The following is a 26,614-nucleotide window of genomic DNA, read 5'->3' as shown; positions in this document are numbered from 1 at the left end:
TAAAACTCAAAAATGACAATATAATGAAGAATTGATGAATATCATCTATTTAAGACTTTAAAATGCGCCTTCTAACGCTTTACGTAAATAGACGTCAAGTTCATCTTGACGTAATAACCATTGAATATAGTCTTTAGGAAGTTCAGCAATTGCTGTGCCTTTATGCTTACCAAAATTAATAGTCGTAGGGATACGTGCTTCTTCAGAAACTCGGTAAAGCTCTTCAATGTCTTGAATATTTAAATGATAGACAATATGCATCAAAATATTAGCAGTCAAAATAATATCCGCATCGGCTCGGTGCGCGCCTTTGAGCAATTCTCGAGCTTTACTGCTGCCTTGAGAAATCATATAGATGAGTGCAGAAATATTATGCGCTTCTGCATCAGGCCAAGTTTTGCGCGCTAAAGCTAGAGTACAAATCGGTTTGATATTCGATACATCCACACCACAACGAGCAATCGCGGCAATATCGTAATCAATATTGTGACCAATAATATAAGTTGTAGTCTCTGGCAATTTAAAGTTTTTATAGTGGGGTTGGTTTTCTAAATCTGACTCTAATATATGGTGTACTGCCATAGCCGCGTAAGAGATAGGTGCACCAACCTGATAAAGTTGATCAAACAATTTGCTCTTATCTAAAGTCAGCTTACCTTCGTTAATTTCAATTGGTGCATACGCAATTTCAATAGGCAAACCATTTAGCGTATGTGTTTCTGTATCTAAAATAATGGTTTGCATAACTGGCCCTTTAAACAATCACGAGTAATCAAGAATGTTAACAGTTGGCTATCTACTTTAAAACATTTTCTAAGGACAGAATTAGATTAAAGTAGGCTACTAGATATTTGGTTGGAAAACAGTTTTATTGATATCTAATGCCACTGTCGTAGGCACTAAAATTAATAGTTATGTGACGAGTAACTGGGACCATGGCACGGTGATGAGCAGTAATGTAGATAATATTGTTGGAAATGTTCAGACCTTACTATCAGCTCAATAGAGTCATTGATATTTAAAAACTTTTTAATATTGTTATAAGCTAAAATTAACGATGAAGACATTTAAAATATAAGCTTTAGACGAGCTTTTTATTTGATTTATAAACAATGGCTCATTTTTTATAAAACTTGAGCCATTTTTATTTAAAACTGAGCTAACTTCATTCTGTTTAATTATAAAGTTCATGCTACAATATGCCGCAATCTTAGCACGGCTTAAAAGCCCTAATTTATAGGACCCCCGCTAATGTTTGCCAATATTTCCATTTCTGAATTTGATCCAGAATTAGCTCAAGCAATTGCTTCTGAAGGTGAGCGTCAAGAAGCACATATCGAGTTAATTGCATCTGAAAACTATTGCTCTCCTGCTGTGATGGAAGCGCAAGGATCAAAACTTACGAACAAATATGCAGAAGGTTATCCAGGCAAACGCTATTATGGCGGTTGCGAGTATGTGGATATCATCGAGCAAATGGCGATTGATCGTGCTAAAGAACTTTTTGGTGCAGATTACGCAAACGTTCAACCACACGCTGGTTCACAAGCTAACTCTGCTGTTTATTTAGCGCTTCTTAACCCAGGTGATACTGTTTTAGGTATGAGCTTGGCTCACGGTGGTCACTTGACTCACGGTGCTAAAGTAAGCTTCTCTGGTAAAACTTATAATGCAGTTCAATACGGTCTAAACGCTGAAACTGGCGAGATCGATTACGAAGAAGTTGAACGTTTAGCATTAGAGCACAAGCCACGTATGATCGTTGCTGGTTTCTCTGCTTATAGCCGTGTTGTAGATTGGCAGCGTTTCCGTGACATCGCGGACAAAGTTGGCGCTTACCTTTTTGTTGATATGGCTCACGTTGCAGGTCTTGTTGCTGCTGGTGTATATCCAAACCCAGTTCAAATTGCTGACGTAACTACAACTACGACTCACAAAACGCTTCGTGGTCCACGTTCTGGTTTAATCCTTGCGAAAGCGAATGAAGAAATTGAGAAAAAACTTCAATCAGCTGTATTCCCTGGTAACCAAGGTGGTCCATTAATGCATGCGATTGCTGCTAAAGCAATCTGCTTCAAAGAAGCTATGTCTGATGACTTCAAAGCTTACCAACAACAAGTTGTGAAAAATGCTCAAGCTATGGCTGAAGTATTCATCGCTCGTGGTTATGATGTTGTTTCTGGCGGTACAGACAACCACTTGTTCTTGTTATCTTTAATCAAGCAAGATGTAACTGGTAAAGATGCAGATGCTTGGTTAGGTGCTGCTCACATTACTGTGAACAAAAACTCAGTTCCAAATGACCCACGTTCTCCATTTGTGACTTCTGGTATCCGTATCGGTACTCCAGCGGTAACAACTCGTGGTTTCGGTGAAGCTGAAGTTCGTGAACTTGCTGGTTGGATCGCTGACGTGATTGACAGCAAAGGTGACGAAAAAGTTATTGCTGACGTAAAAGCGAAAGTTGAAACTGTTTGTGCAAAATTCCCTGTATACGCACAATAAGTTGTAAATATAAAAAAAGCGCCGTATGGCGCTTTTTTTATGTCACGTTAGTTAGTTGAAACAGCCTGCCATCCACCCCCTAATGCGCGGATTAAATCTACACTAGCCATCATTCTACTGCCGTTTAGCTGTGCAGAAAGTTGCTCTTGTTGCAAAATAGTCCGATCTGAGTCAATCACATCAAGATAGCTAATCGCACCTTCTCGATAACGTAAATGAGACAATTGATTTGCATGACGAGAAGAAGAGAGTGCTTGGCTTTGAGCCTGAATTTGCTGATCAAGTATTCTTTGATCTGATAAACCATTTTCAACTTCGCGAAATGCATTCAATACAGTTTGGCGATAGTTTGCAACGCTTTCTTCATAAGCAGCTCGTGCTTGAGCAATTCCAGCCTTACGTTGCCCGCCGTCAAATAATGGCAAAGATAAAATTGTACCTGCCACTGGACCAAGCAAGAATGTACGGCTCGACCATTTACCCAACTCACCTAAACTTGATGATTCATAACCGAGAGCACCAGTTAGGTCCAGTTTTGGGAAGAAAGCAGCACGCGCAATTCCAATACGTGCATTATCTGCTGCCATAGCACGCTCGGCAGCCGCAATGTCAGGTCGTCTTTCAAGTAAAGCCGAAGGTAAACCTGCTGGAAGACGAATGCTGTTTGCAGTTAAAGGTTGAACTGCCAAGCTAAACTCAGCTGGTGTTTTGCCTAACAATACTGCAAGTGCATGCTCTGCATTGGCTCTGTTACGAGCAATATTTAATGCGCTCGTTTGTGCTGTAGCAAGTTCGGTCTGTGCGCGAGAAACATCTAATTCACTGACTAAACCATTTCTAAAACGTGTTTGAACTAAGTCGCGTGTCTCGCCAAGTAACTTAATGGTGCGATTATAAATTGCTTGTTCGGCATCAAGCTGACGAATGAGAAAGTATCCTTGGGCAACATCTGCCTGTAACGCTAAAAGCGCCGATTGATATAGAGCTTCTTGTTGCTGTACATCAGCTGTTGCTGCATTGACACTACTGGCAATACGGCCAAATAAATCGAGCTCATATGAAACATTGGCTTGAGCACGCCATAAGGTCTGTGCAGACGTATGAGTATTGTCATCTAGACCCAATGAAGCGGGAGAAGGTTTTTGCCGAGTTGGACCAAAGCCAGCACGAATACTTGGCAAGCGTTCAGCTTGTGCTGCTGAACGTAATGCGCGGGAAGCTTGAATATTAGCAGCTGCGGCTTTTAGACTTTGGTTGCCGGCAATCGCTTGTTGTTCTAGCTCATTTAATTGAACATCATTAAAAACACGCCACCATTCACCTCGAACCTGCTGATCGGCAGGTTGGGCAATTTTCCAGTTATTATCCTCAAGTTTAGGGTCAGACTCTTTAAATTTGACGGGAACTATGACCTTTGCAGGTTGATATTCCGGAGCCAAAGAGCAGCCTGCAAGCAGCAGGCTTCCCATGAGTGAGGACAATAATAAGCTTTGTTTTGCTGTAGCCATCAAATGTCCTCCTTAATGATCATGTGGGGTAGATAAAGGTGCTTCATGAACTGCTGCCGAATGCAATTTATGTTTGCTGTTCAGTGTACGAATCAGGACATAAAAGGCAGGGGTCAGGAACAAACCAAACAACGTTACACCGATCATGCCGAAGAACACTGCAATGCCCATGGCATGACGCATTTCAGACCCTGCACCAGTTGAGGTAACAAGCGGTACAACACCCATAATGAATGCAATAGAAGTCATTAAAATTGGGCGTAAACGTAGACGACTTGCTTCAACAGCAGCTTTGAATGCAGTCGCACCTTGCATTTCAAGTTCCCGTGCAAACTCGACAATTAAGATGGCATTTTTGCAGGCCAGTCCGACCAGTACCATCAAACCGATTTGGGTAAAGATGTTGTTATCTCCACCTGTCAGCCAGACACCTGTCAGAGCCGCCAAGATTCCCATTGGTACAATTAAAATTACAGCTAAAGGTAAAGTTAGACTTTCATATTGAGCAGCTAAAACTAAGAACACCAGTAAGACACTAATTGGGAATACCCAGAGTCCTGCATTACCAGCCAAGATTTTTTGGTAAGTTAAATCTGTCCATTCAAACTTGATACCACGTGGTAGAGTTTGAGCAGCAATACGTTCAACCGCCGCTTCTGCTTGGCTAGATGAATAACCTGGTGCAGGGCCGCCGTTAATATCTGCTGAGGTATAGCCGTTATAACGAACGACCATTTCAGGACCATAGGTTTGAGTTACATTTACCAATGAAGATAACGGCACCATTTGTCCGGCACTGTTTCGGGTTTTAAGCTGCAAAATATCTTCAGGGTTCGCACGGAAAGGCGCATCGGCTTGTGCACGAACCTGATAAACACGTCCAAAGCGGTTAAAGTCGTTAACGTACTGAGAGCCTAAATAAATCTGCATGGTGTTGAAAACATCTGTCACGGCAACACCTTGCTGTTTAGCTTTTACACGGTCCAGATCTACATTGAGTTGAGGTACGTTAATTTGATAACTTGAGAACATTGGACCAAGTTCAGGGGCTGATTGTGCTGCTTTCATAAAGTTTTGTGCAGCATCATTCAAGGCTGAATAGCCTAAGGCACTTCGGTCTTCAAGTTGTAGTTTAAAGCCGCCCATGGTCCCTAAGCCCATCACTGGTGGTGGTGGGAAAACTGCAATATAGGCATCTTGAATAGCTGAATATTTCTGGTTAAGAGCACCAGCAATTGCATTTGCAGATAAGTCTTTAGCCTTACGTTCGTCGAATGGCTTTAAAGTCACAAAGACAATACCTGCGCTAGAGCTATTAGTGAAACCATTAATTGAGAGGCCTGGGAAGGCAACAGCACTTTCTACACCAGGCTGTTTAAGTGCAGTGTCACTCATTTTGCGAATCACCGCTTCAGTACGATCTAATGAAGCGCCATTTGGTAGTTGAGCAAAGCTAATCAAGTATTGCTTGTCTTGAGCAGGTACGAAGCCACCTGGAACAATATAAGAAATCCCAACGGTTAAACCTAGGAGTACTGCATAGACACCCATTGCCGAAGCTTTATGAGAGATAACACGACTTACACCTTTACCATAGTTGTCTGAAGCGCGTGTAAATACACGGTTAAACAGCGCAAAGAAACGTCCGAATACACGGTTCATAATGCGTGTTAATGCATCAGGTTTAGCATCATGTCCTTTTAGTAACATGGCTGCCAAAGCAGGAGATAGGGTAAGGGAGTTAAATGCCGAAATGACCGTTGAAATGGCAATCGTCATGGCAAATTGTTTATAAAATTGCCCTGTTAAGCCTGTCATAAAGGCAAGGGGAACGAACACGGCAACCAGCGTTAAAGCAATGGCAATAATCGGTCCGCTCACTTCTCGCATGGCGCGATAAGTTGCATCTCTTGGGCTTAAACCTGCTTCAATATTCCTCTCGACATTTTCGACAACGACAATCGCGTCATCGACCACAATGCCGATGGCAAGTACCATCCCGAATAGTGATAGTGCATTGATTGAGTAACCAAAAGTGAGCATGAGCGCGAATGTACCAATAATTGAAACTGGTACAGCAAGCAATGGAATGATTGAGGCACGCCATGTTTGTAAGAATAAAATAACAACCACAACAACCAGTGCAATTGCTTCAAGTAAGGTATGAACTACTGCTTTAATACTGGCACGTACGAATTGAGTCGGGTCATAAACAATGTCGTATTTAATTGAAGATGGAAAATCTTTTGAAAGCTCCTTCATCGTGCTACGCACTTGATCAGAAACTTGCAAAGCATTCGCACCCGGAGCTTGGAAAATTGGAATCGCGACTGCTTGTTTATTATCGAGTAATGAACGTAAGCCATATTGTGAAGCTGCGAGTTCAACACGAGCAACATCACCCAATCGGGTAACCGCGCCGTCGGGTGCAGTTTTTAAAATGATATCTGCGAATTCTTGCTCAGTCGTTAAGCGGCCTTGAGCATTGACTGAAAGCTGTAAAGGTGAATTACTTGGGGATGCACCGATTGTACCCGCTGCAACCTGAATGTTTTGTTCACGGATTGCATTCACAATTTCGGTCGCGGTGAGGTTGCGCTGTGCTACTTTTTGCGGGTCGAGCCATACACGCATCGCGTAGTCACCAGAACCAAATAATCCGACTTCACCAACCCCTTGTAAACGCGCTAAACGGTCTTTTACGTTGAGTACCGCATAGTTGCGTAAGTAGGTCATGTCATAGCGACTATCTGGTGAGGTCAGATGCACTACCATGGTTAAAGTCGGTGAGCTTTTTAAAGTAGTAACACCTAAGCGCTGTACATCTTCAGGTAAACGAGGCATAGCCTGAGATACACGGTTTTGAACCAGTTGTTGCGCTTTGTCTGGGTCGATACCGAGCTTAAAGTTCACCGTAATGGTTAAATTACCGTCGCTGTTAGCCTGAGATTGCATATACAACATGTCTTCGACGCCGTTGATTGATTCTTCAAGCGGAGAGGCAACGGTTTCAGCAATCACTTTAGGGTTTGCACCCGGATATTGAGCACGTACCACCACAGAGGGCGGAACAACTTCTGGGTATTCAGAAATCGGTAATTGGAATACCGAAAGCAGACCGGCGAGTAAAATCAGTACTGATAAAACACCAGCAAAGATCGGCCGATCAATAAAAAATTTAGAAATATTCATATGTGATTAACCTTTTGCCGGAGTTGATGTTTTATCTGTTGGCTGAGGTTGAGGAGGAGTAGCGTTAGCAGTGATTTGCGCATTTGGCATCGGAACGAGGTGTGGCGTAACAGGGTCACCCGGACGAATTCGCTGTAAACCGTTCACCACAATACGATCACCTGCTTGTAGTCCGCTATTCACGATTTGCAAACCATCTTGTTGTGCACCGAGTTTTACTTCACGGTAGGCCGTCTGATTTTTAGCATCAACTACTACGACAAAGCGTTTATCTTGATCGACCCCAACTGCGGTTGGGCTAATCAGAATTGCTGAACGAGGTTGACCACCGCCTAAACGGATTCGTGCATATAAGCCCGGTAATAAAACCCCATTTGGATTATCAAAAGTCGCGCGAACACGAATCGTACCCGAGGTTGCATCTAGGTTATTGTCAATTGAGTTGATCGTACCTTCGCGAGAGAAACCAGTTTCATTGGCAAGTCCCATATAAACAGGAACTTGTGCTGAGTTGCGCTGATTACTGATATATTTCAGATAAGTTTGTTCATCAACATCGAAAGATGCATAGAGGCGAGAGACAGATACTAAACTTGTTAAGACTTGTGCACCGTTACCCGCAGAGACTACATTGCCGACTGTTACTTCGGCACGGGAAATTCGACCACTAACTGGTGCTGTAATACGGGTGTACTCAAGATTTAAACGGGCAGATTGAACGGCTGCTCTAGCTGCTTGTAGGTTGGCACTGGCTGAGCGAGCATCATTTTGAGCTAAATCTAGTTCTTGACGTGAGACAGCATTACTTTGAATTAAACGTTGAATACGAGAAAGATTAGAACCCGTATAAGTGACTTGTGCTTCAGCTGAAGCGAGTTGTGCTTGGGCACGATTCAGTTCTGCCTCGAAAGGCCGTGGATCAATTGTAAAAAGTAAATCGCCTTTTTTAACGAGGCTTCCATCTTTGAAGTGTACGGCAATCAGTTTGCCGGAAACTTGAGGCCGAATATCGATTTGATCAATGGCTTCTAAGCGACCGGAATATTCTTGCCAGTCTGTAATGGTTTTGCTGATGACATTAGAAATATCAACAGTTGCAGCTTGTTGGGCAGAGGTCGGTGCAGCTTTTGCATCGGCATTTTCATGTAAAAACATAAAACTGCCTCCTGTTGCTAAGAGGGCAACAAAGATGGCAGACAGTGCGAACTGTTTGCGGGAAAATGACATGAGGTGCTCCTAGTTATTTGGATACCTGTTTTCAGACTTTTAGTTTTGGTCCGTATGGGAGAAACAGGGTTTATGGGATGGACGGAGCATAAAAGTTTGTCAATCACGAATAAATATATTAAATTCGATAACACTATTCGTATTTTTATAACAATTGATGTGTTTGATTAAAAAATGCATTGATTGATAGGAGTGTGCGTGTGGATCTATTTCATGCCATGAAAGTATTTAACAAAGTTGTCGAAACAAATAGTTTCAGTTTAGCGGCTGACAGTTTAGGCCTACCGCGTGCTTCAGTGACTATAACCATTCAGGCTTTAGAGAAACATTTACAGGTTCGATTGCTTAATCGAACAACCCGTAAACTTAGTTTGACACCGGATGGTGCGGTTTATTATGAGCGTACTTCACGAATTTTAGCTGATGTCGAAGACGTAGAATCAACTTTCCATGATTCGGAACGTGGGCCACGAGGACGACTGCGTATTGATGTTAAAGCTTCAATTGGGCGGCTGATTCTGATTCCGATGCTTTGTGATTTTCATTCCAAGTATCCTGATATTGATTTGGTGATTGGAATGAGTGATCGTCCGGTCGATTTGGTTCAAGATGCGGTGGACTGTGTCATTCGTATTGGTCAACTTAAAGATTCAAGTTTAGTTGCGCGCCGTATCGGAACAATTCAGTGTGTGACGGTTGCTGCACCACGTTATTTGATGGAGCATGGGGAACCCAAAACCATTGAGGATCTACAAAAACATCAGGTCGTGCATTACTTTAACAGCCGTACAGGACGCAATATCGACTGGGATTTCATGGTGAACGGTGAGATTCATAGCGTTGGTGTGAAAGGGCGTGTTTCTGTCAACGATGGTGATTCATATATTGATTTGGCAGTGCAAGGTTTTGGCTTAATTCAATGTCCATATTACATGGTAGCAAAACATTTAGAATCTGGTGCACTTAGGGAAGTATTGACTGAATGGTTACCTGCACCTATGCCAATATCAGTCGTTTATCTACAAAATCGTCATTTATCGCCTAAAGTTCGAGTCTTCGTAGATTGGGTCGCTGAATTATTTGCAGGTTGTCCATTGTTGAGTGGTTGTTCAATGTCATTGGATCAAAAATGTGAATTTGCCAGTGCCAAAGAACTTAACCATGAATATACCATTCGGACATTGGTCGAAAATGAAAATATGGCGGAAGCTTACACACTTAAAAACTAGCTTAAAATTTGAGTGATTTTTCAACATTTAAACAGTTAATAGAGTCCATTGTTTAGACACCTTCATAAATCCTTAATTTACTGGTATAGAAATTGCAATTATTTCGGCAGAAGAGTAATTTAGAAATTGCTCAAGTTTTTATCACCTTATTAGGATTTTAAGGAGAAGCTTCAAGATGGCAAGCTTTATGAAAAAAATGTTCGTTTCAACAACCTTAGTTTTGGCTGCTGTTGCAACGAATGTTCAAGCAAAGGATTGGAAGGTGATTCGTTTTGGTACTGAGTCGTCTTATGCGCCGTTTGAATATAAAACACCAGATGGCAAGTTAACTGGTTTTGATGTTGATTTGGGTAATGCAATTTGTGCAAAACTCAAAGCCAAATGTGTTTGGGTTGAAAACTCTTTTGATGGGATGATTCCAGCACTTAAAGCGAAAAAATTTGATGGCATTCTTTCATCAATGACCGTCACTGATGAGCGTGCAAAACAAATTGCATTTAGTAGCAAAATCTACAATACACCAACCCGTATGGTTGCAAAAAAAGGCTCGCCTTTATTGCCTACCGCTGCCTCTTTGAAAGGTAAACGTGTCGGTGTACAACAGGGCACAATTCAAGAAACTTATGCTAAAACCTATTGGGCGCCAAAAGGTGTAACGGTTGTACCTTATCCAGTCCAAGATTTGATTTATCAAGACATGATGTCAGGTCGTTTAGATGCAACTTTACAAGATGCAATTATGGTTGACGGTGCTTTCTTAAAACAAGCAAAAGGCAAAAACTTCAGTTTTGCTGGTGGCAATGTGGTTGATGCAAAAACACTAGGTGTAGGTGCAGCTATTGGTTTACGCAAAGAAGATGCAGATTTAAAAGCTAATATTAATAAAGCGCTTGCTGCAATCATTGCAGATGGGACATACAAAAAGCTCGAGAAAAAATATTTCTCCTTTAGCATTTACTAATGATGTGAAAAATGTCGGCTTAGTGCCGACATTTTTAGATCTATTCTCATCTCATCAATATTAGATATTGTTTTTAAGGAGAAGATGAGTCATGTTTTTTTCTGGCTTTGGGCCACTCCTGCTCAGCGGGACATGGATGACCATACAGCTTGCGTTGTTGTCACTTTTACTTTCTGTGATTATTGGCTTAATTGGTGCGAGCTCAAAACTCTCAAATATTAAAATTTTACGTTATATAGCAACAGTTTACACTACACTCATTCGAAGTGTGCCTGATTTGGTCATTATGCTGCTGTTATTTTATAGCTTGCAGTTGGGGCTTAACCAAATTACTGAAGCACTGCAAATGGACCAAATTGATATCAACCCATTTGTGGCGGGTGTGATTACTTTAGCGTTCATTTATGGTGCATATTTTACCGAGACCTTTCGTGGTGCATTTCAATCGGTTCCAAAAGGCCAAATTGAGGCAGCAATGGCTTATGGTATGTCGCCTTGGCAGGTTTTTCACCGAGTGTTATTCCCTCAAATGATGCGTTTTGCGCTGCCTGGTATTGGTAATAACTGGCAAGTTTTAATTAAGGCGACAGCACTAGTTTCTATTATTGGCCTGACTGACATTGTAAAAATTACGCAAGATGCGGGTAGAAGTACCATGCAACTGTTCTTTTTCAGCATCGTAGCTGCTGCGATCTATTTGGCAATTACAACAGTGTCGAATCTGATTTTAATGTGGCTTGAACGTCGTTATTCTGCTGGTGTAAGGAAGGGACAATTATGATTGAAATCCTTCAACAATATTGGCAGGCCTACCTTTGGACCGATGGTTTACAAATGACCGGTGTCGCGATGACTGCTTGGTTATTGGTGCTTTCTATTGGTATTGGTTTTGTGCTTGCTGTGCCCTTGTCACTTGCACTAGTATCGGAAAACTTTTGGTTGCGTGGCCCAGTTTGGTTATATACCTATGTTTTTCGTGGCACACCACTTTATATTCAATTGCTGATTATTTACTCAGGTATTTACAGCTTTGATTACATCCATGAACACCAGACTCTTGATGCTTTTTTTCGAGAGGGCATAAATTGCACGATTTTGGCATTTGCGCTCAATACTGGTGCATATACCACTGAAATCTTCGCTGGGGCGATTCGTTCTATTCCACATGGCGAGATTGAGGCTGCACAAGCTTTCGGTATGTCAAAATGGAAACGATACACTCGCATTATCATTCCGTCGATGTTACGCCGTGCTTTACCATTTTACGGCAATGAAGTCATTTTAATGTTGCATGCGACAACCATTGCATTTACAGCAACAGTTCCTGATATTTTAAAAATTGCGCGTGATGTGAATGCGGCAACCTATGACACTTTCAATGCTTTTGGAATTGCCGCGGTGTTGTATGCAATGCTGGCATTTATTTTGATTTGGATATTTCGTAAGTTGGAAAAACGTTGGTTGGCATTTTTAAAGCCATCGAATCATTAGGAGACATAAATGGAACAAGTTGCAAAACTAGTGATTCGCGATTTACACAAGACATTCGGCGATCATGAAGTGCTTAAAGGAATATCACTTGATGCAAATGCCGGTGATGTAATTAGTATCATTGGTTCATCGGGTTCAGGTAAAAGTACCTTGCTGCGTTGTATTAACTTTTTGGAACAACCGAGCAATGGCACCATTAAGCTTAATGGTGAAAAACTGCGTACAGTCTTTGATAAAAAAGGCAATTTAAAAGTAGTCGAACCAAAGCAACTACAAAAAATGCGTACCCAGCTCATGATGGTATTTCAGCATTTTAATTTGTGGTCACACATGACAGTGCTAGAAAATGTCATTGAAGGGCCGATTCACGTACTTGGGGTAAAACGTGCTGAAGCAGAAGAGCGTGCACGCAAATATCTGCGTAAAGTTGGGTTACCTGAAAGTGTTGAAACTAAATATCCGGCATTTTTATCTGGTGGTCAGCAGCAACGTGTAGCAATTGCCCGTGCTTTGGCTATGGAACCGGAAGTTATGTTGTTTGATGAACCAACCAGCGCGCTTGATCCAGAGTTGGTGGGTGAAGTACTAAAGGTTATGCAGGGCTTGGCTGAAGAAGGGCGGACCATGATTGTGGTGACACATGAAATGGGCTTCGCGCGTCATGTCTCTAATCAAGTGATTTTTTTGCATCAAGGAAAAATTGAGGAACAGGGCCATCCGGATGAAGTACTCAATAATCCGAAAAGTGAGCGTTTAAAACAATTTTTGACGGGCAGTTTGAAATAAGCTGTTCATACCGAGTATGGTGGAATTTTTAAAAAAAGGATTCGCATCGTACTCGGTTGCTTTTTAATTATATTTATAGATGAGTATTTTTAGAAAACACATTAATAATCACAATACCTGCAATCATTAAAGTAAGACCAATGCATGCAGCTAAGTCTAAATGCTGTTTGTAAAATATCCAGCCTATTGCAGAAATTAAAATAATACCTGCGCCCGACCAAATAGCGTATGCGATCCCGATCGGAATTGTTTTTAGCGTCAGGGATAATAAATAAAAAGCAATCGCATAGCCCACTACCGTAACGATGGACGGAATGGGAACAGTAAAACCTTGAGATGCTTTTAAAGCGGAAGTTGCAACGACTTCACAAGCAATCGCAATTGCTAAATAAAGATAAGACATGGGGAGCTACGCCAGAAAGAGTTTTAATCAATCTATATGAAATGTTGAAATGGTTAGATCAGCTTTAACGATTATTCAATTTTTTTGGTACCAAGACACCGTTAAACCAAACTGATCATTTGATTTTATCATTAGCAAAGTGGTCTCAGCTATTTATTCGTTTATTTATTCATTGAGCAGCTTAGTCATTGAAGAGGATCAGTAACTTTAGCCTGATCCTCTATAGACTTTTTAAAGATAGATTAGCCGAGTAAATTTAACCCTTTAAATTTCTCTAGCAGTTGCTCTTTATTTTCAATATGCGCAGGGTCTGGTGTTATACAATCGATAGGGCAAACCGCTTTACAGGTTGGAGTATCATAAAAGCCTACACACTCGGTACAACGCAGTGGATCAATCTCATAAACTTTGTTCCCTTCAAAAATGGCGTTGTTGGGGCATTCTGGTAAGCACATATCACAATTGATACAGTCATTCGTAATCAAAAGCGCCATTTTCAACTCGCTGAATAAGCTAATGTAGAGGCAGTAATGTTTTCCTTGGCATGAGGCAAATTGCGTATGAGTAGGGCATAACTAACATCAACATCTTGTGAGAGTGGAATCTCAATAAAATGCCCCGAACCTTTAGCATCTGTAATTGGGTTACCTTTTAAATCGCGCATTTCGTTTAAGGTAAAGGTGATATTGCCTTGAAGCGTCATCAGCTCAAGTGAGTCGCCCACTACAAAACGGTTTTTAACTTCGATGCGGATATAATCGCCGTGACGTTCTAAAACCTCTCCACAAAATTGTTGGTAGTCGAAATGCGATGAACCATCGGCATAGTTTTGATATTCACTGTGTACATGACGTCTTAAAAAGCCTTCGGTATAACCACGATTTGCCAAACCTTCGAGCTGAGACATTAAGCTTGGGTCAAATGGTTTGCCTGCTAAAGCATCATCAATAGCTTTTCGATAAATTTGGGCAGTACGGGCACAGTAAAAATATGATTTAGTACGACCTTCAATTTTGAGTGAGGCGATGCCCATTTTGGTTAAACGATCTACATGCTGTACCGCACGTAAATCTTTAGAGTTCATAAAATAGGTGCCGTGTTCATCTTCTTCAGCCGCAAACATTTCTTCATCATTGCGTTGTACCAGCAGCGTTTGAGCCGAGGTTGTTTCTGATTGTGCTGATGAGCAGTAAGACTTTTCTGACGCGTTGAGCTGAGTAACTGGAATCACATCTCCATTTGCATCTTCTTGGGCTTCATGCAACTTATAGTCCCAACGGCAAGCATTGGTACAAGCACCTTGGTTGGCATCACGTTTATTCATATAACCAGAAAGTAGGCAGCGGCCTGAGTAGGCCATGCATAGTGCACCATGTACAAAAACTTCGAGTTCAATATCTGGTACGTGTTGCTGGATTTCTTCTATTTCTTCTAAAGATAACTCACGCGATAAAATCACGCGGCTTAGACCGTAGTCTTTCCAAAATTTAACAGTGGCCCAGTTAATGGCGTTGGCTTGAACCGATAGATGAATTTGCACATCAGGAAAATGCTCACGCACCATCATAATTAAGCCCGGATCAGACATAATAAGAGCGTCTGGTTGCATCGCTACAATAGGTTCAAGATCACGAATAAAGTTTTTTAATTTACTGTTATGTGGTTGAATAATCACTACAACATAAAACTTTTTACCCAAAGCATGCGCTTCATCAATTCCGATTTTTAAGTTGTCATGATCAAAAGCATTATTACGAACACGTAAGCTATAACGTGGTTGGCCGGCATATACAGCATCTGCACCATAGGCAAAAGCATAGCGCATGTTTTTAAGTGAACCTGCGGGAGAGAGAAGCTCAGTTTTCATAAAATAAAAGGCATAAAAAATATATGGTTTTATTTTATTAACTCCACATTTGGGATTCAACCTACTGAATTAGTAGGGATTTGACCCCTATCCTTTTGTACGGGCAGCATATTTTTTGCTAGCTCTCCTAAGCGCATCAAAGCATTTAACATTTTGGGATTTAACTCAAAACACGCTGCTATTCTTAAACAATGACTAAAACGTTTATCAGCCGAACATAAAACTCCCGGCATACATAAGATTTTTTCATCCATTGCCTGGTGAAACAGTTCTAGGGTATCAATTGATTCGGGTAGTTCTAACCATAGGATAAATCCTGCTTGTGGACGACTGACTCGAGTACCGTTTGGAAAATAACGGCAAATATAAGATTTGATGGTGTCAATTTGCTGTTGATAGCGTTTTTTGAGTTGACGTAAATGCAGGTCATAACCACCATTCTCTAAGAAAAGTCCTAAAGTTTCTGTGAGTAAAGCTGGCTCTGCAACAGTGGTTGTAAATTTAAGCTGCTGCACAATATTACGAAAGCGCCCAGCTTCTAACCAACCAATCCGATAGTCGGGTGCTACAGTCTTTGTATAGCTACCACATACCAAAACCCATCCGTTTTGGTCAAACGCTTTGATGTTGGGTAAGAGGGGCTCGGTGAGTTGCAATTCGGCATACATCGCATCTTCAATGACAGGAACTCGAAACTGATTAGCTAACTCTGCCAAGCGACGACGGTTACTTTCAGGCATGCTAAAACCGAGAGGATTGTGTCCTGTTGGAATGGTTAAAATGGCTTGTACACTTTGAGATTTTAATAGTTCTTCAAGAGTATCTATGCACATACCTGTATGTGGTGAGGTCGGCACTTCTACAATTTTTCGACCTAAATTATGAAGGAGTGGGTACAGGTTGTGAAATGTAGGAATCTCAAGCGCTACACTGTCGCCCGCTTGAGTTGTTGCCATGATCGCGAGACTTAAAGCCTCCATCGTGCCATGAGTGAGCACAATATCATCTGCTGAAAGAAACATACCGAGTTGTAAGCTTCGCCTAGCAATTTGAGTGCGTAAACGTATAGAACCGGGCGGTAAAGTATAGTTTTTAAAAATGTCTGGTTGTGTCCGTAAAACTTGAGCAGTTAAGCGTTTTAAACGTTCAATTGGATAGAAATTTTCCCCAGAAGGGCAAGCTAGGGCCAAATTGACATAGTCGGGGTCCATTTGCTTTTTAACAATTTGTGCGAGAAAACAGCTAATTCCTGAAAGAGATACTTTTTCTTCACTGACATACCGCTCTTCGAGTTCTAGTAAGTTGGACGGCGCATGACAAACATAGTAGCCAGACTGTGGGCGAACTGAAATTAAACCTTGATCTTCAAGCTGGCGATAAGCTTCTTTTACGGTGTTAATACTGACCTGATAATGCTGGGCACAATCTCGAATTGATGGCAGCCGAGAACCAATAGGCTGCCTGCCATTCTGAATTTGAAGAGTGAGGTCATCACTTACTTCTTTATATTTGTACATATCAATTCATTAAAAAGACAAAGCGATGGATACACTTTATAGTGATCTCTTATTTATCTCAAATATTGTGATTACTTTTGATCAGTTCATTTAACGCAAATCTAAACTTAAAAACTGTGTCTATTATTTTTTATATTAATTGATACTGTGACCATTAAAAATAAATCAGTAAGATCAAAAAATGGTAAGGACTTAAAAGCCATATTTTTTAATTTTAAAATCAGTAGGAGAGGTCTATGTCTGTTGTTGCATTTAAACAAGTTGATGTTTTTACTTCACACGCATTTAAAGGTAATCCTGTCGCAGTTATTATGGATGCCAGTACCTTAACATCTGAGCAGATGCAGGAAATTGCGAACTGGACCAATCTTTCTGAAACCACATTTGTGCTCCCCGCGACCGATTCACAAGCTGACTATCAGGTTCGAATTTTTACTCCACAAAGTGAATTGCCATTTGCAGGACATCCTACAATTGGTACTGCCTATGCTTTGCTTGAGGCTGGTCTAATTAAAGCGAAAGAAGGTAAGCTGGTACAGCAGTGCGGTGCTGGTTTGGTGACTCTGACTGTGAGTGAATCAAGTCATATTTCATTTGAACTACCTAAGCCTAAAATTACTCCACTAGATGCAATGCACACTGAGAAATTAGCAGAAATTTTAAAATGTGCAGTTAATACTCAATGGAACGCTGCATTGGTGGATGTAGGGGCGCGCTGGATTGTATTGCAAGCTGTTAATGCTGACGCTGTTTTAGATAGCCAACCAGACTTTGTTGCTTTAAAAGAACATGACTTAGAAATGAAAGTTACGGGTGCGACAATTTTTGGTTTTCATGAAAATAATGATGAACAAAAACACATAGAAGTTCGTTCATTTGCTCCTTCATGTGGAATAAATGAAGATCCGGTTTGTGGTAGTGGTAATGGTAGCGTAGCTTCATTTATTCGTTACTATGGGATTCTTCCTGCACAAAATGATGTCGTACTTTCTTCACAAGGTTGTGCGGTAGGTCGAGACGGACAGCTTCAACTTGAATTGTATCAAGATAAAATTTTAGTGGGTGGAACCGCTGTCACCTGTATCGATGGCACAATTAAGTTGTAAAAACAGACATAAAAAAACCGAGGACTTTGCCTCGGTTTTTTATATCTAGAAAAATTATTTTTCTACAAACGCACGTTCAATGACGTAGTCGCCCATTTCACCCATACGAGGTGATTCAACTAAACCGTGTTGGTCAAGTAATGCAGCAACGTCTTTTAAGAATGCAGGGCTACCGCAAAGCATTGCACGGTCAGTTTCACGGTTGAAGCGTGGTAAACCGATTTTTTCGAATAAAGCGCCAGTTTCAATTGCAGTTGTTACACGGCCTTGAGTGTGAAAAGGTTCACGAGTAACAGTAGGGTAGTAAACAAGCTTATCTTTAATACCTAACTCTTCAAAGAATTCATGGTTTGGTAATTCGTTCAAGATAAGGTCTTGATAAGCTAATTCAGAAATATAGCGTGTACCGTGAACAACGATGACTTTTTCAAAGCGTTCGTAAGTTTCTGGATCACGAATAATTGATAAGAATGGAGCAAGACCAGTACCAGAAGATAAAAGGTATAAGTTTTTACCTGGTAAAAGGTCATCATGAACCAAAGTACCTGTTGGTTTTTTAGAAACTAAGATTTCGTCACCAACTTGTACTTTTTGCAAAATCGAAGTTAAAGGACCATCTTGTACTTTAATTGAGAAGAATTCTAACTCTTCTTCGTAGTTTGCACTTGCAATCGAATACGCACGCATTAACGGTTTGCCATTCACTTCAAGTCCGATCATTACGAACTGACCATTTTTAAAACGTAAGCTAGTGTCGCGTGTAGTTTTAAAACTGAAAAGAGTGTCATTCCAGTGGTGAACATGAGTAATGCGTTCAACGTTAAAAGCAGCCATTAAAGGTCTCGATCACGATTAAAAGAAAACAGATTGCTATTCTAATCTAATTTCATTCCCGATAAACTGAATATATTTAATTGTGTTTATAAGAAAAAGTGATGATCAATTCTGTCACCTTACCCATCATTGGCCATATGTGCTCTCCCTATCGTGAAAAATTTGGTATTCCACGCCAGCCTAATCTGGTCAATATCGAGTCTTATATTGATATGGTAGAACCATATAATGACTTATTAGCCTTTGAGGGAATTGAGCAATTTAGTCATCTCTGGTTAGTTTGGCAGTTTCATAATAATAAAAATCAAGGCAGCGCAGATAAGTTCCGTCCACAGGTTCGTCCGCCACGTTTAGGTGGTAATGAAAAAATTGGGGTATTTGCTACACGAAGTATGTATAGACCTTCTCCAATCGGGCTTTCAGTCGTAAAACTTAATAAAGTGGAAAAAGTGGGGAAGTCTGTCCGTGTCTATGTCACAGGAAGTGATTTGTTAAATGGCACCCCAATTTTAGATATCAAACCCTATATTCAATATTCTGATGCAATTGCGGAGGCTCAAAGTGGTTATGCACATGCAGAACCTGAACGAAAGGCAGTCATTTGGACTGAAGCTGCATTAACAGCGCAAAAATATTTTCTGCAAAATAAAGAAATAGATTCGCAGTATATTGATGAGCTTGAGCAAGTGTTAGCTTTAGATCCTCGGCCTGCTTATCAAGAAGACCCTGAACGAATCTATAAAATGAAATTTTCAAACTTTGATATTCATTTTAAGGTCGATCAATTTGTAGTTACCGTCATCGATGTAGTGAAGACTTCTTCGCTTGCACAATAGAAATTTTTAAAACCAATGGATATTGAGCCAAAGTAAAGTAATCAATATCCCCATGTGAATGAGTTGGGCGGGAACGAAAGCAAGGGCATAGTGTAGCCCGCCCGAAATTGCAGAATTCACACTTTTAGCAAGTGCATGAACTGCAAAGCCTCCTAAAAAGGCAATTAATAAGGATGTCCTATGTGCGCTATCAGGTTCACCTTGCACAATGACCGCTGCTATAGCTGCATGTATTTCAAATAATGAAGCAAGTAACGTTCCCGCGATTAATCCCGCATCGCCTAAAGATATACTTAAACCATAAACACCTGCCTGAATAAGGGTAAGTGTACCTGCAATAATAATGGCCTCTTTTAAGCTGAACATTCTTGAGTCAAGCTCGGGCGAAGCCGTACTAGGCTCGGCTTTACGTAATAAAATAAAGGCCCATACTGCTAAAACTATTAATGCAATAAGTGTAGGAAATATAATTAGCTTGAACCAAGCAAAGCTAATACCGATCACAATAATTAAGGTTTGAATCAGTGTTGAAACGCAAGACATCAATGCAGCACCTGCATTGGTCTTTGCATTTGCTCGACCAGAACGAACTTCTAAACCTAAACTGGCAATGGTCGCCGTACTTGAAACAAAACCAGAGGCTAAGGAAGAAAGTAATAAAGCATTTTTAGAGGAGAGTAATCGCTTTGCAATATGAGCGAGTGCTTGCACAAATAAAATTAAAGTCAGTAATTTTAAAATCACATGTGGATTTAGAACTGGTCCCCAAAAAGGCTTATTGGGAACTAAAGGCAAAGCAATTAAAAGTAAGGCAAGCAGAAAAATACCATCACGCAATTCCGATTCGGTAATCCACTGACTGGCAATGCCATGCATAGACTGCTTGGCTATTAAGATAGTTGTCATGATCACAGCTAGGCCAGCAGCGAGCGAAATATTCCAAATACAAAGTGCCCCAATGAAATAAGTCATAATAAAGGCGAGTTCGGTAGTTACGCCCGGGTCATTTGGCTGATTTTTTAGGGAAACGATGCTAATTGCACCGATGATTAAAGCTCCAACAATCCCAATTGAAGTGCCGAATAAAAAACAGATCGCGCCTAATAAAGCACTAATTGCAAAAGATCTAAAACCAGCGAAAGTTTTATATTCGTGTTTGAGCTTACTGCGCTCTCGTTCTAAGCCGATTAATAAGCCACAGCCAAGGGCAGCTGCAATGACTGTAATGAATTCTTCAAAGGATGTTGTTTGTAATGACATTGTCATTGGAAGTTCCATATTACTTCCTCTTATGCTTATCGTTATATGTAGATTTGAATCATTTTAAAATCATGTATTCATGTTCAGTTTATGCTTTTTATGAGACTGATCATAGTATCTTTTTTAGACAATGCAACATACAAAATATTTTTATAAACATGACCTATGACGCAAAAAAATATCAAGTTGAGAATTGGTTTAATTATTTGAAGTTGAAGGATATTTAAATAGTGGATTTAACGATTTTGGGGTGAGTTAAATCTAAAACATCTCTGCTATATTATAAAAATATATTGGGGATAACGCATGAATGCACATGTAGAAATAGATACTTATTGGTGTCTAGAACAACTATTACAAGAAGGCCGTATCACAGAACGAGATAAATTACTGGTACAGTCAAGCCACCGCCAAAAAGACCAGTTAAAGTGGCATCCATTACAGTGGATCGCACATTTTAATTTAAAAGATCAGCAGCATACACATGCCCATTTGAGTTTAAACCGCTTGTGTTTATGGTTTGCAGATCGGGTTCAGCTACCACTATTTGTAATAGATCCTTTAAAGGCAGATGTAAGCGCTTTAACGCAGGTCATGTCACAAGAGTTTGCGATTCGCAATCATATTTTAGCTGTTGAAATTCATGCTGACCGAATCGTGATAGGAACAGATCAGCCCTTTCAAACAGATTGGCTCAATAATCTCGAACGAAGTCTAGCGCCTAAAAAAATTGAACGGGTACTGCTTAATCCCGAACAGTTACAGCGTTATTTGCGAGAATATTATCAGGTAAGTCGCGCGGTAAACTCGGCTCAAAAAGATGCGGCTCATGACCGCGACGCTAAAAATGTTGAAGCACTTTTGCAGCTTGGCGATAGTCAAAACCCAGATGCGAATGATCAGCATATAGTGAAGTTGGTCGACTGGATTTTACAGTTCGCATTTGAACAGAGTGCCAGTGATATTCATATGGAACCGCGCAAAGATAATGGTAAAGTTAGGTTCCGTATTGATGGCGTTTTACACACCATTTATAACATGCCTTCAAATACACTGACCGCCGTGATTTCTCGAATTAAAATTTTAGGGCGTTTGAATGTAGCGGAAAAGCGTAAACCACAAGATGGTCGCTTAAAAACACGTACACCAAAAGGGCAAGAAACCGAACTACGCCTATCTACTTTGCCAACAGCATTTGGTGAAAAACTGGTTATGCGAATTTTTGATCCTGATGTGCTGGTGCGTTCTTTTCAGCAATTGGGTTTTGAAGAGCGTTTATTACAACAGTGGCAACAATTAACAAAAAATAGCCACGGTATTATTTTAGTCACGGGACCCACAGGCTCTGGTAAAACGACCACGCTATATTCATCTTTAAAGCAGCTTGCAACCGAGCAGGTCAATGTATGTACCATTGAAGATCCGATTGAAATGCTAGAGCCTAGTTTTAACCAAATGCAGGTCAATAATGCAATTGAATTAGGCTTTGCAGACGGTGTGCGTGCGCTTATGCGTCAAGACCCTGACATTATTATGATTGGGGAAATTCGTGATCAAGATACAGCGAATATGGCCATTCAGGCAGCATTAACAGGTCATTTGGTTTTATCAACTTTACATACCAATGATGCACCGTCTAGTTTGACTCGTTTGCATGATCTAGGTGTACAGCCATTTCTGACAGCTGCAACAATTTTAGGTGTTCTCGCGCAGCGCTTAGTCCGCCAGCTTTGTCCACACTGTAAGCAAAAAACTCACATTAATGAGGATGAGTGGGAACACCTAACCTTTGACTACATTATGGAAATGCCTGAAACGGTTTATCAAGCGGTAGGCTGCGAAGAATGTCGTCATACAGGCTATAAAGGGCGAGTCGGTATTTACGAATTTATGCCGGTCAGTCTTGAGCTTAAACACCTTATTAGTAGTCATGTGACATTAAATGATTTAAGAACTCAAACTAAAAAAGAAGGTATAGAACCTTTAAGAATTGCAGGAGCCCGTAAAGTGATTGAAGGACTTACGACATTAGAAGAGGTCTTGAGGGTTGTGCCATTAAATTAAGTTTTTCTTAAGATTCACCTCATTTATGCTTGATTTAATCGCTTTATCCCAAGAGGGAACCATAAACAGAGGGTAATAATATGAATATGCTTAAAGTAATGTTGATGACTGCTGGTATGACTGCTGCTAGCGTAGTTGTGGCGAATACACCAGTGAATCAAGCTGCAATTGCTCCGGCAACTGTCACCACAGTAAAACAGGCATTAATCTCAAAAGATAATACACCGATCAAATTACATGGTCAGGTTGTAAAATCTTTAGGTGATGAAAAATATCAATTTCGTGACAAGACAGGTAGCATTACAATTGATGTAGATGATGAACTTTGGCAAGGTCGCCCTATTTCAGCCAATACAAATGTGACTTTAATTGGTGAAGTAGATATTGACTATAAACCTTTAAAACGCGTAGAGATTGACGTAGATCAAGTTCAGTTCTAATGAATGAATCTCTAGATTTACTACTTTTAGCCGCATTTAAATCATGCGGCTTTGCTTTTTTTATAAAGGCTTGGCAAGATCAAATCAGGATATAACAGGAAAAATAGATGAGAATTTTGCTTGCAGAAGATGATCGCTCTCAAGCTGAAAGCATTCAATCATGGTTAGAGTTAGACGGTTATCAGGTAGATTGGGTCGAAAGAGGTGATTATGCACTTACGGCAATCGAACAGCATGATTATGACTGTATTTTACTTGATCGGGGACTACCTCAACTGGCTGGTGAAAAGGTTTTAACGACGATTCGCCATAAACAAAAAAATGTTCCTGTTATTTTTATTACAGCTCGTGACAGTATTCATGATCGGGTAGAGGGGCTAGATTTAGGCGCAAATGATTATTTGGTTAAGCCTTTTAGTTTAGAAGAGTTATCCGCCCGAATTCGCGCTCAATTACGTAAGCACACGTTGAGTCAACAATCAATTCTAACATGGGGCGACCTACAACTTGATACGCAAGCGAAAGTCGTATTAAGCGCTGGCAAGTCTATCGATTTAACGGCAAAAGAATTCCAAATATTGCGTAAGCTTATGGTGCATCCCGAGCATATTATTACCCGTGATCAATTAGAAGAAGCCCTTTATGCATGGGGCGAGGAAATTGAAAGTAACGCGATCGAAGTGTTTATTTATCAACTTCGAAAAAAAATCGGAAGCAGCAGCATTAAAACCATACGGGGACTAGGCTACCGTATGGGAGATTTAAAATGAAATCGAATCGCTCATCTTTGCAGTCGCAACTGATTAAAACCACGATGTGGAGTAGTATCGTGGTGGGATTGTTGGCTTTAAGCTTACTCACCATATTTTCGATCTATCACAACATGTCAGTGCAAGACGAAATCATGGATGAAATTTCAGATACTTTACTGGTTTCCGATCTTTCTGAACACTCCATGAAACAGTTTGATGAGCTAAGTGATGAATTTGATATTCAGTATGAGTTATTAAACACAGGCCAAGTACTTACTCATTCTCATACCTATCAGCATGAACTTTTTGAACAAGGTAACTTATCAGAAGGTTTTTCGTATTTTTGGTTTGATGGACAATTATGGCGTAGTCTAGCTGCACAACAAGAAGACTCTCAACTACAAGTTGAAGTTTTTCAACCAATGAGTACGCGTGTTGAAGAGGTACTTAAAGCACTTGCTGGATATAGCGGTCTTATGTTGTTGTTCTGGCTATTACAATGGGTGATTATAAGTTGGCGTACCGAACATGAATTGGCCGCGTTAAATCTACTCTCTAGACGGATTGCTCAAAAAACTGCATCAAATTTAGAACCGATTCAGGAACCAGATGTCATTACAGAAATTCAACCTGTTATAGATGCTTTAAATCAATTGCTTGCAAGACTGCAAAGAGCTCTCGTTGCTGAACAGCGTTTTACTGCGGATGCTTCGCATGAGCTACGTTCTCCGTTATCTGCCATACAAATGCGCCTTCAGGTTTTGCAGCGTAAATACCAACATCTTCCAGAACTTCATCAAGATTTTGAACGCATACAAGAAGACGTCTCTAGAAGTACAAAAATACTTGAAAATTTGTTACTTCTTGCTCGTTTGGAACCCAATGAGGCTGAGCAGCCCGAACTGCCTAAGACAGTTATCGATTTAAATTATTTGTTGGCAAGAGTGATTGAAACTGTAGATTTAGATGCGAAAACTAAACAGATGTTGATAGAGACAAATACTTTATCGACAGAAACTAAAACATATGCGAATGAAGAATTGCTGTTTATTGCTTTTAGAAATTTATTTGATAACGCCATTCGTTATAGCCCGAATTTAGGTTCTATTCATGTTGAGATTAGTCAGTATGAACAGCAAATTAAGGTGTCTATTGAAGACACGGGAAATGGGGTAGATGATGAAGTGCTATTACGGTTAGGGCAGCGCTTTTTTCGGGTGCTTGGTACTCAGCAGCAAGGTTCTGGGTTAGGAATTTCAATTACTCGAAAAATTATTGAATTGCATAATGGCAAGTTACATTTTATGCATGCTGAACAAGGTGGTCTGAGGGCAGAGATTATTCTTCCTTCATAAAAAATAGCATGGTTACCCATGCTATCCATTTTTTGTTTTCCCACGAATATTATTGAAACGCGAGTATGTTTTTTATTTAGTTAAAATTAGGCGATTGTTGCGAGTGAGGCGTAAACGATATTCCTCGCCAGCATGCATAATGCGAATTTCACGACCTAATGCAAAGAGGTTATTAGAATGTAACATTGGTAAGGCGTGAGCTGTGTCATTGTTACGGGTAAATAAGCTAAAAGGTGCGTTCATTTGTTGTGCTCCGTGGTATGTTCTTGAACGATTTAAATGATAATCATTATCGAATAGATCTGTCAATGAGATTTTTAAGATTTTATAAAATGATAAAATTTGCTTACACTTGAGAAAAGTTTTAGAGAGTAAAAAGATGCCCAAACCAATAGTCGATGTCGCTATAGCAATCTTGATCCATCGTGGAAAAATATTAGTTGGATGGCGCGAAGAGCAGCAACATCAAGGTGGAAAGCATGAGTTCCCTGGAGGAAAGGTTGAGCAGGGTGAAACACCAGAAGAAGCCTGTCGCCGTGAAATCTATGAAGAAGTGGGTATTGGTTTAAAAGATTGGCACCAGTTTGATTATATTCACCATGAATATGATGACATTATTGTCAATTTACATTTGTTCCATAGTTATGTGCCTGATGAACTATTAAATCTTATTCATCAGCCATGGGCATGGTATACACGTGAACAATTGCTTCACCTAAACTTTCCAAAAGCCAATAAAGACATCATAAAGAGGCTATACTGGCCTCATCTCATCAAAATTAGCAATACGCTTTCAACGGTAGAAAGTAGTGATGCTTTATTGTACTGGCGTATCGAAGAATTTGAGCCGCAGTATATAGAGCAATTAACTGCTTTAGATGAAGAACAACGATCAAGTTTAATTGTAAATGTAGATATTTGGCAGCAATTAAGCCCTGAATTACGAAAACAGATTAAGACCGTTCATTTAAAACAATCTCAACTCATGAATTTGCATAAAGGCGATTTAACAGTGGGCGTACGTTATATTGCTGCTTGTCATGATGCGGTTTCTTTAAAGCAAGCTCAGCAGATTGGTTGCGATGCTGTTTTTATTAGTCCTGTAAAACCAACAACGACTCATCCAGAAGCTGTGGCATTAGGTTGGGAACGTTTTAGGGATCTCGCCCAAAATAGCCAGATTCCGGTTTTTGCATTGGGGGGAGTGCATCCTGATAATTTAGCTACTGCACAACAGCATGGTGCATATGGCTTAGCAGGTATTCGTAATTTCTAATAAGA

At 40.4% G+C, this 26,614-nt stretch carries 25 protein-coding genes and 1 pseudogene; 14 read left to right on the top strand and 12 right to left on the bottom strand.

All coding sequences use genetic code 11. The features are described from left to right. Positions 1-57: 57 nt before the first annotated feature. The gene (locus HJG58_RS09225) at positions 58-744 is read right to left on the bottom strand and encodes a putative quorum-sensing-regulated virulence factor (RefSeq protein WP_068563355.1); all 687 of its coding nucleotides are present in this window, start codon (positions 742-744) and stop codon (positions 58-60) included. A 118-nt stretch (positions 745-862) separates the two neighbouring features. On the opposite strand from HJG58_RS09225, the pseudogene HJG58_RS18870 reads away from it, so the two are divergent. Then, positions 863-1,006, top strand: a pseudogene (locus HJG58_RS18870) (alpha/beta hydrolase); the annotation flags it as partial. Positions 1,007-1,038: 32 nt separating this feature from the next. Here the strand turns inward: HJG58_RS18870 and HJG58_RS09220 are convergent. Next, a complete protein-coding gene (locus HJG58_RS09220; protein ID WP_170248660.1) occupies positions 1,039-1,191 on the bottom strand; it encodes a hypothetical protein in 153 nt (50 codons plus the stop codon). Between the two features lie 60 nt (positions 1,192-1,251). Between HJG58_RS09220 and glyA the strand changes: the two genes are divergently transcribed. Beyond that, a complete protein-coding gene (gene glyA, locus HJG58_RS09215) occupies positions 1,252-2,505 on the top strand; it encodes a serine hydroxymethyltransferase (RefSeq protein ID WP_002118126.1) in 1,254 nt (417 codons plus the stop codon). 47 nt (positions 2,506-2,552) lie between these two features. On the opposite strand, the gene HJG58_RS09210 is transcribed toward glyA, so the two are convergent. From HJG58_RS09210 to adeF, 3 genes are read right to left on the bottom strand one after another with little or no spacing between them, the layout of a single operon-like run. Further along, positions 2,553-4,013, bottom strand: a complete 1,461-nt coding sequence (locus tag HJG58_RS09210) for an efflux transporter outer membrane subunit (protein WP_170248659.1) — start codon at positions 4,011-4,013, stop codon at positions 2,553-2,555. Between the two features lie 12 nt (positions 4,014-4,025). After that, complete coding sequence (gene adeG / locus HJG58_RS09205) at positions 4,026-7,205, bottom strand: multidrug efflux RND transporter permease subunit AdeG (protein WP_170248658.1); 3,180 nt, start codon at positions 7,203-7,205, stop codon at positions 4,026-4,028. 6 nt (positions 7,206-7,211) lie between these two features. Further along, the gene (gene adeF, locus HJG58_RS09200) at positions 7,212-8,432 is read right to left on the bottom strand and encodes a multidrug efflux RND transporter periplasmic adaptor subunit AdeF (RefSeq protein WP_170248657.1); all 1,221 of its coding nucleotides are present in this window, start codon (positions 8,430-8,432) and stop codon (positions 7,212-7,214) included. A 200-nt stretch (positions 8,433-8,632) separates the two neighbouring features. Between adeF and HJG58_RS09195 the strand changes: the two genes are divergently transcribed. The 5 genes from HJG58_RS09195 (at position 8,633) to HJG58_RS09175 (ending at position 12,899) form a co-directional block, all read left to right on the top strand. Further along, complete coding sequence (locus HJG58_RS09195; RefSeq protein WP_170248656.1) at positions 8,633-9,661, top strand: LysR family transcriptional regulator; 1,029 nt, start codon at positions 8,633-8,635, stop codon at positions 9,659-9,661. A 175-nt stretch (positions 9,662-9,836) separates the two neighbouring features. Continuing rightward, positions 9,837-10,622, top strand: a complete 786-nt coding sequence (locus tag HJG58_RS09190; protein ID WP_005068246.1) for an ABC transporter substrate-binding protein — start codon at positions 9,837-9,839, stop codon at positions 10,620-10,622. A 91-nt stretch (positions 10,623-10,713) separates the two neighbouring features. Further along, positions 10,714-11,403 carry an ABC transporter permease gene (locus HJG58_RS09185; protein ID WP_170248655.1) on the top strand — a complete coding sequence of 230 codons (690 nt, stop codon included), beginning with the start codon at positions 10,714-10,716 and terminating at the stop codon, positions 11,401-11,403. Then, the gene (locus HJG58_RS09180) at positions 11,400-12,113 is read left to right on the top strand and encodes an ABC transporter permease (RefSeq protein WP_170248654.1); all 714 of its coding nucleotides are present in this window, start codon (positions 11,400-11,402) and stop codon (positions 12,111-12,113) included. The genes HJG58_RS09185 and HJG58_RS09180 overlap by 4 nt, the downstream gene beginning before the upstream one ends. Positions 12,114-12,122: 9 nt before the next feature. Continuing rightward, positions 12,123-12,899 carry an ABC transporter ATP-binding protein gene (locus tag HJG58_RS09175; RefSeq protein WP_170248653.1) on the top strand — a complete coding sequence of 259 codons (777 nt, stop codon included), beginning with the start codon at positions 12,123-12,125 and terminating at the stop codon, positions 12,897-12,899. Between the two features lie 73 nt (positions 12,900-12,972). Here HJG58_RS09175 and abeS read toward each other — a convergent pair whose 3' ends face one another. From abeS to HJG58_RS09155, 4 genes are all read right to left on the bottom strand, one after another. Continuing rightward, positions 12,973-13,302, bottom strand: a complete 330-nt coding sequence (abeS, locus tag HJG58_RS09170; RefSeq protein WP_017402972.1) for a multidrug efflux SMR transporter AbeS — start codon at positions 13,300-13,302, stop codon at positions 12,973-12,975. A 242-nt stretch (positions 13,303-13,544) separates the two neighbouring features. After that, positions 13,545-13,796, bottom strand: a complete 252-nt coding sequence (locus tag HJG58_RS09165) for a YfhL family 4Fe-4S dicluster ferredoxin (protein WP_170248652.1) — start codon at positions 13,794-13,796, stop codon at positions 13,545-13,547. Between the two features lie 2 nt (positions 13,797-13,798). Continuing rightward, a complete protein-coding gene (gene trhP / locus HJG58_RS09160) occupies positions 13,799-15,169 on the bottom strand; it encodes a prephenate-dependent tRNA uridine(34) hydroxylase TrhP (protein WP_170248651.1) in 1,371 nt (456 codons plus the stop codon). Between the two features lie 56 nt (positions 15,170-15,225). Then, the gene (locus tag HJG58_RS09155; protein WP_170248720.1) at positions 15,226-16,692 is read right to left on the bottom strand and encodes an aminotransferase-like domain-containing protein; all 1,467 of its coding nucleotides are present in this window, start codon (positions 16,690-16,692) and stop codon (positions 15,226-15,228) included. A 230-nt stretch (positions 16,693-16,922) separates the two neighbouring features. On the opposite strand from HJG58_RS09155, the gene HJG58_RS09150 reads away from it, so the two are divergent. After that, entirely contained in the window at positions 16,923-17,792 is an 870-nt protein-coding gene (locus tag HJG58_RS09150; RefSeq protein WP_170248650.1) for a PhzF family phenazine biosynthesis protein, read from the top strand. 54 nt (positions 17,793-17,846) lie between these two features. Here HJG58_RS09150 and HJG58_RS09145 read toward each other — a convergent pair whose 3' ends face one another. Beyond that, positions 17,847-18,626 carry a ferredoxin--NADP reductase gene (locus HJG58_RS09145; RefSeq protein ID WP_002118187.1) on the bottom strand — a complete coding sequence of 260 codons (780 nt, stop codon included), beginning with the start codon at positions 18,624-18,626 and terminating at the stop codon, positions 17,847-17,849. A 101-nt stretch (positions 18,627-18,727) separates the two neighbouring features. Between HJG58_RS09145 and tsaA the strand changes: the two genes are divergently transcribed. Then, entirely contained in the window at positions 18,728-19,462 is a 735-nt protein-coding gene (gene tsaA / locus HJG58_RS09140) for a tRNA (N6-threonylcarbamoyladenosine(37)-N6)-methyltransferase TrmO (RefSeq protein ID WP_170248649.1), read from the top strand. Between the two features lie 6 nt (positions 19,463-19,468). Here tsaA and HJG58_RS09135 read toward each other — a convergent pair whose 3' ends face one another. Further along, positions 19,469-20,740, bottom strand: a complete 1,272-nt coding sequence (locus tag HJG58_RS09135) for an MgtC/SapB family protein (RefSeq protein ID WP_170248648.1) — start codon at positions 20,738-20,740, stop codon at positions 19,469-19,471. 288 nt (positions 20,741-21,028) lie between these two features. Here HJG58_RS09135 and HJG58_RS09130 point away from each other — a divergent pair, with 288 nt between their 5' ends. The 4 genes from HJG58_RS09130 to HJG58_RS09115 all read left to right on the top strand — a co-directional run bounded on the left by HJG58_RS09130 (position 21,029) and on the right by HJG58_RS09115 (position 25,333). Then, on the top strand, positions 21,029-22,786 hold the full coding sequence (locus HJG58_RS09130) for a type IV pilus assembly ATPase TfpB (protein WP_170248647.1): 1,758 nt from the start codon (positions 21,029-21,031) through the stop codon (positions 22,784-22,786). Positions 22,787-22,866: 80 nt separating this feature from the next. Then, positions 22,867-23,226, top strand: coding sequence for a NirD/YgiW/YdeI family stress tolerance protein (locus tag HJG58_RS09125; protein WP_170248646.1), 360 nt, complete (start codon positions 22,867-22,869; stop codon positions 23,224-23,226). A 107-nt stretch (positions 23,227-23,333) separates the two neighbouring features. Next, positions 23,334-23,996: a response regulator transcription factor gene (locus tag HJG58_RS09120; RefSeq protein WP_170248645.1), complete on the top strand. Its 663-nt coding sequence runs from the start codon at positions 23,334-23,336 to the stop codon at positions 23,994-23,996. Beyond that, entirely contained in the window at positions 23,993-25,333 is a 1,341-nt protein-coding gene (locus tag HJG58_RS09115) for a sensor histidine kinase (protein ID WP_170248644.1), read from the top strand. Before HJG58_RS09120 ends, HJG58_RS09115 begins: the two co-directional genes overlap by 4 nt. Before the next feature lie 72 nt (positions 25,334-25,405). On the opposite strand, the gene hemP is transcribed toward HJG58_RS09115, so the two are convergent. Then, positions 25,406-25,576, bottom strand: coding sequence for a hemin uptake protein HemP (gene hemP, locus HJG58_RS09110; protein WP_002118129.1), 171 nt, complete (start codon positions 25,574-25,576; stop codon positions 25,406-25,408). Between the two features lie 136 nt (positions 25,577-25,712). Here hemP and HJG58_RS09105 point away from each other — a divergent pair, with 136 nt between their 5' ends. After that, positions 25,713-26,609, top strand: a complete 897-nt coding sequence (locus tag HJG58_RS09105; protein ID WP_170248643.1) for an NUDIX domain-containing protein — start codon at positions 25,713-25,715, stop codon at positions 26,607-26,609. Positions 26,610-26,614: the final 5 nt, after the last annotated feature.

This window comes from Acinetobacter geminorum (assembly GCF_013009345.1).
GTDB classification, from domain to species: domain Bacteria; phylum Pseudomonadota; class Gammaproteobacteria; order Pseudomonadales; family Moraxellaceae; genus Acinetobacter; species Acinetobacter geminorum.
Note: the sequence above shows the minus strand (reverse complement) of the source record. Positions and strands in the feature narration are given on the sequence as shown.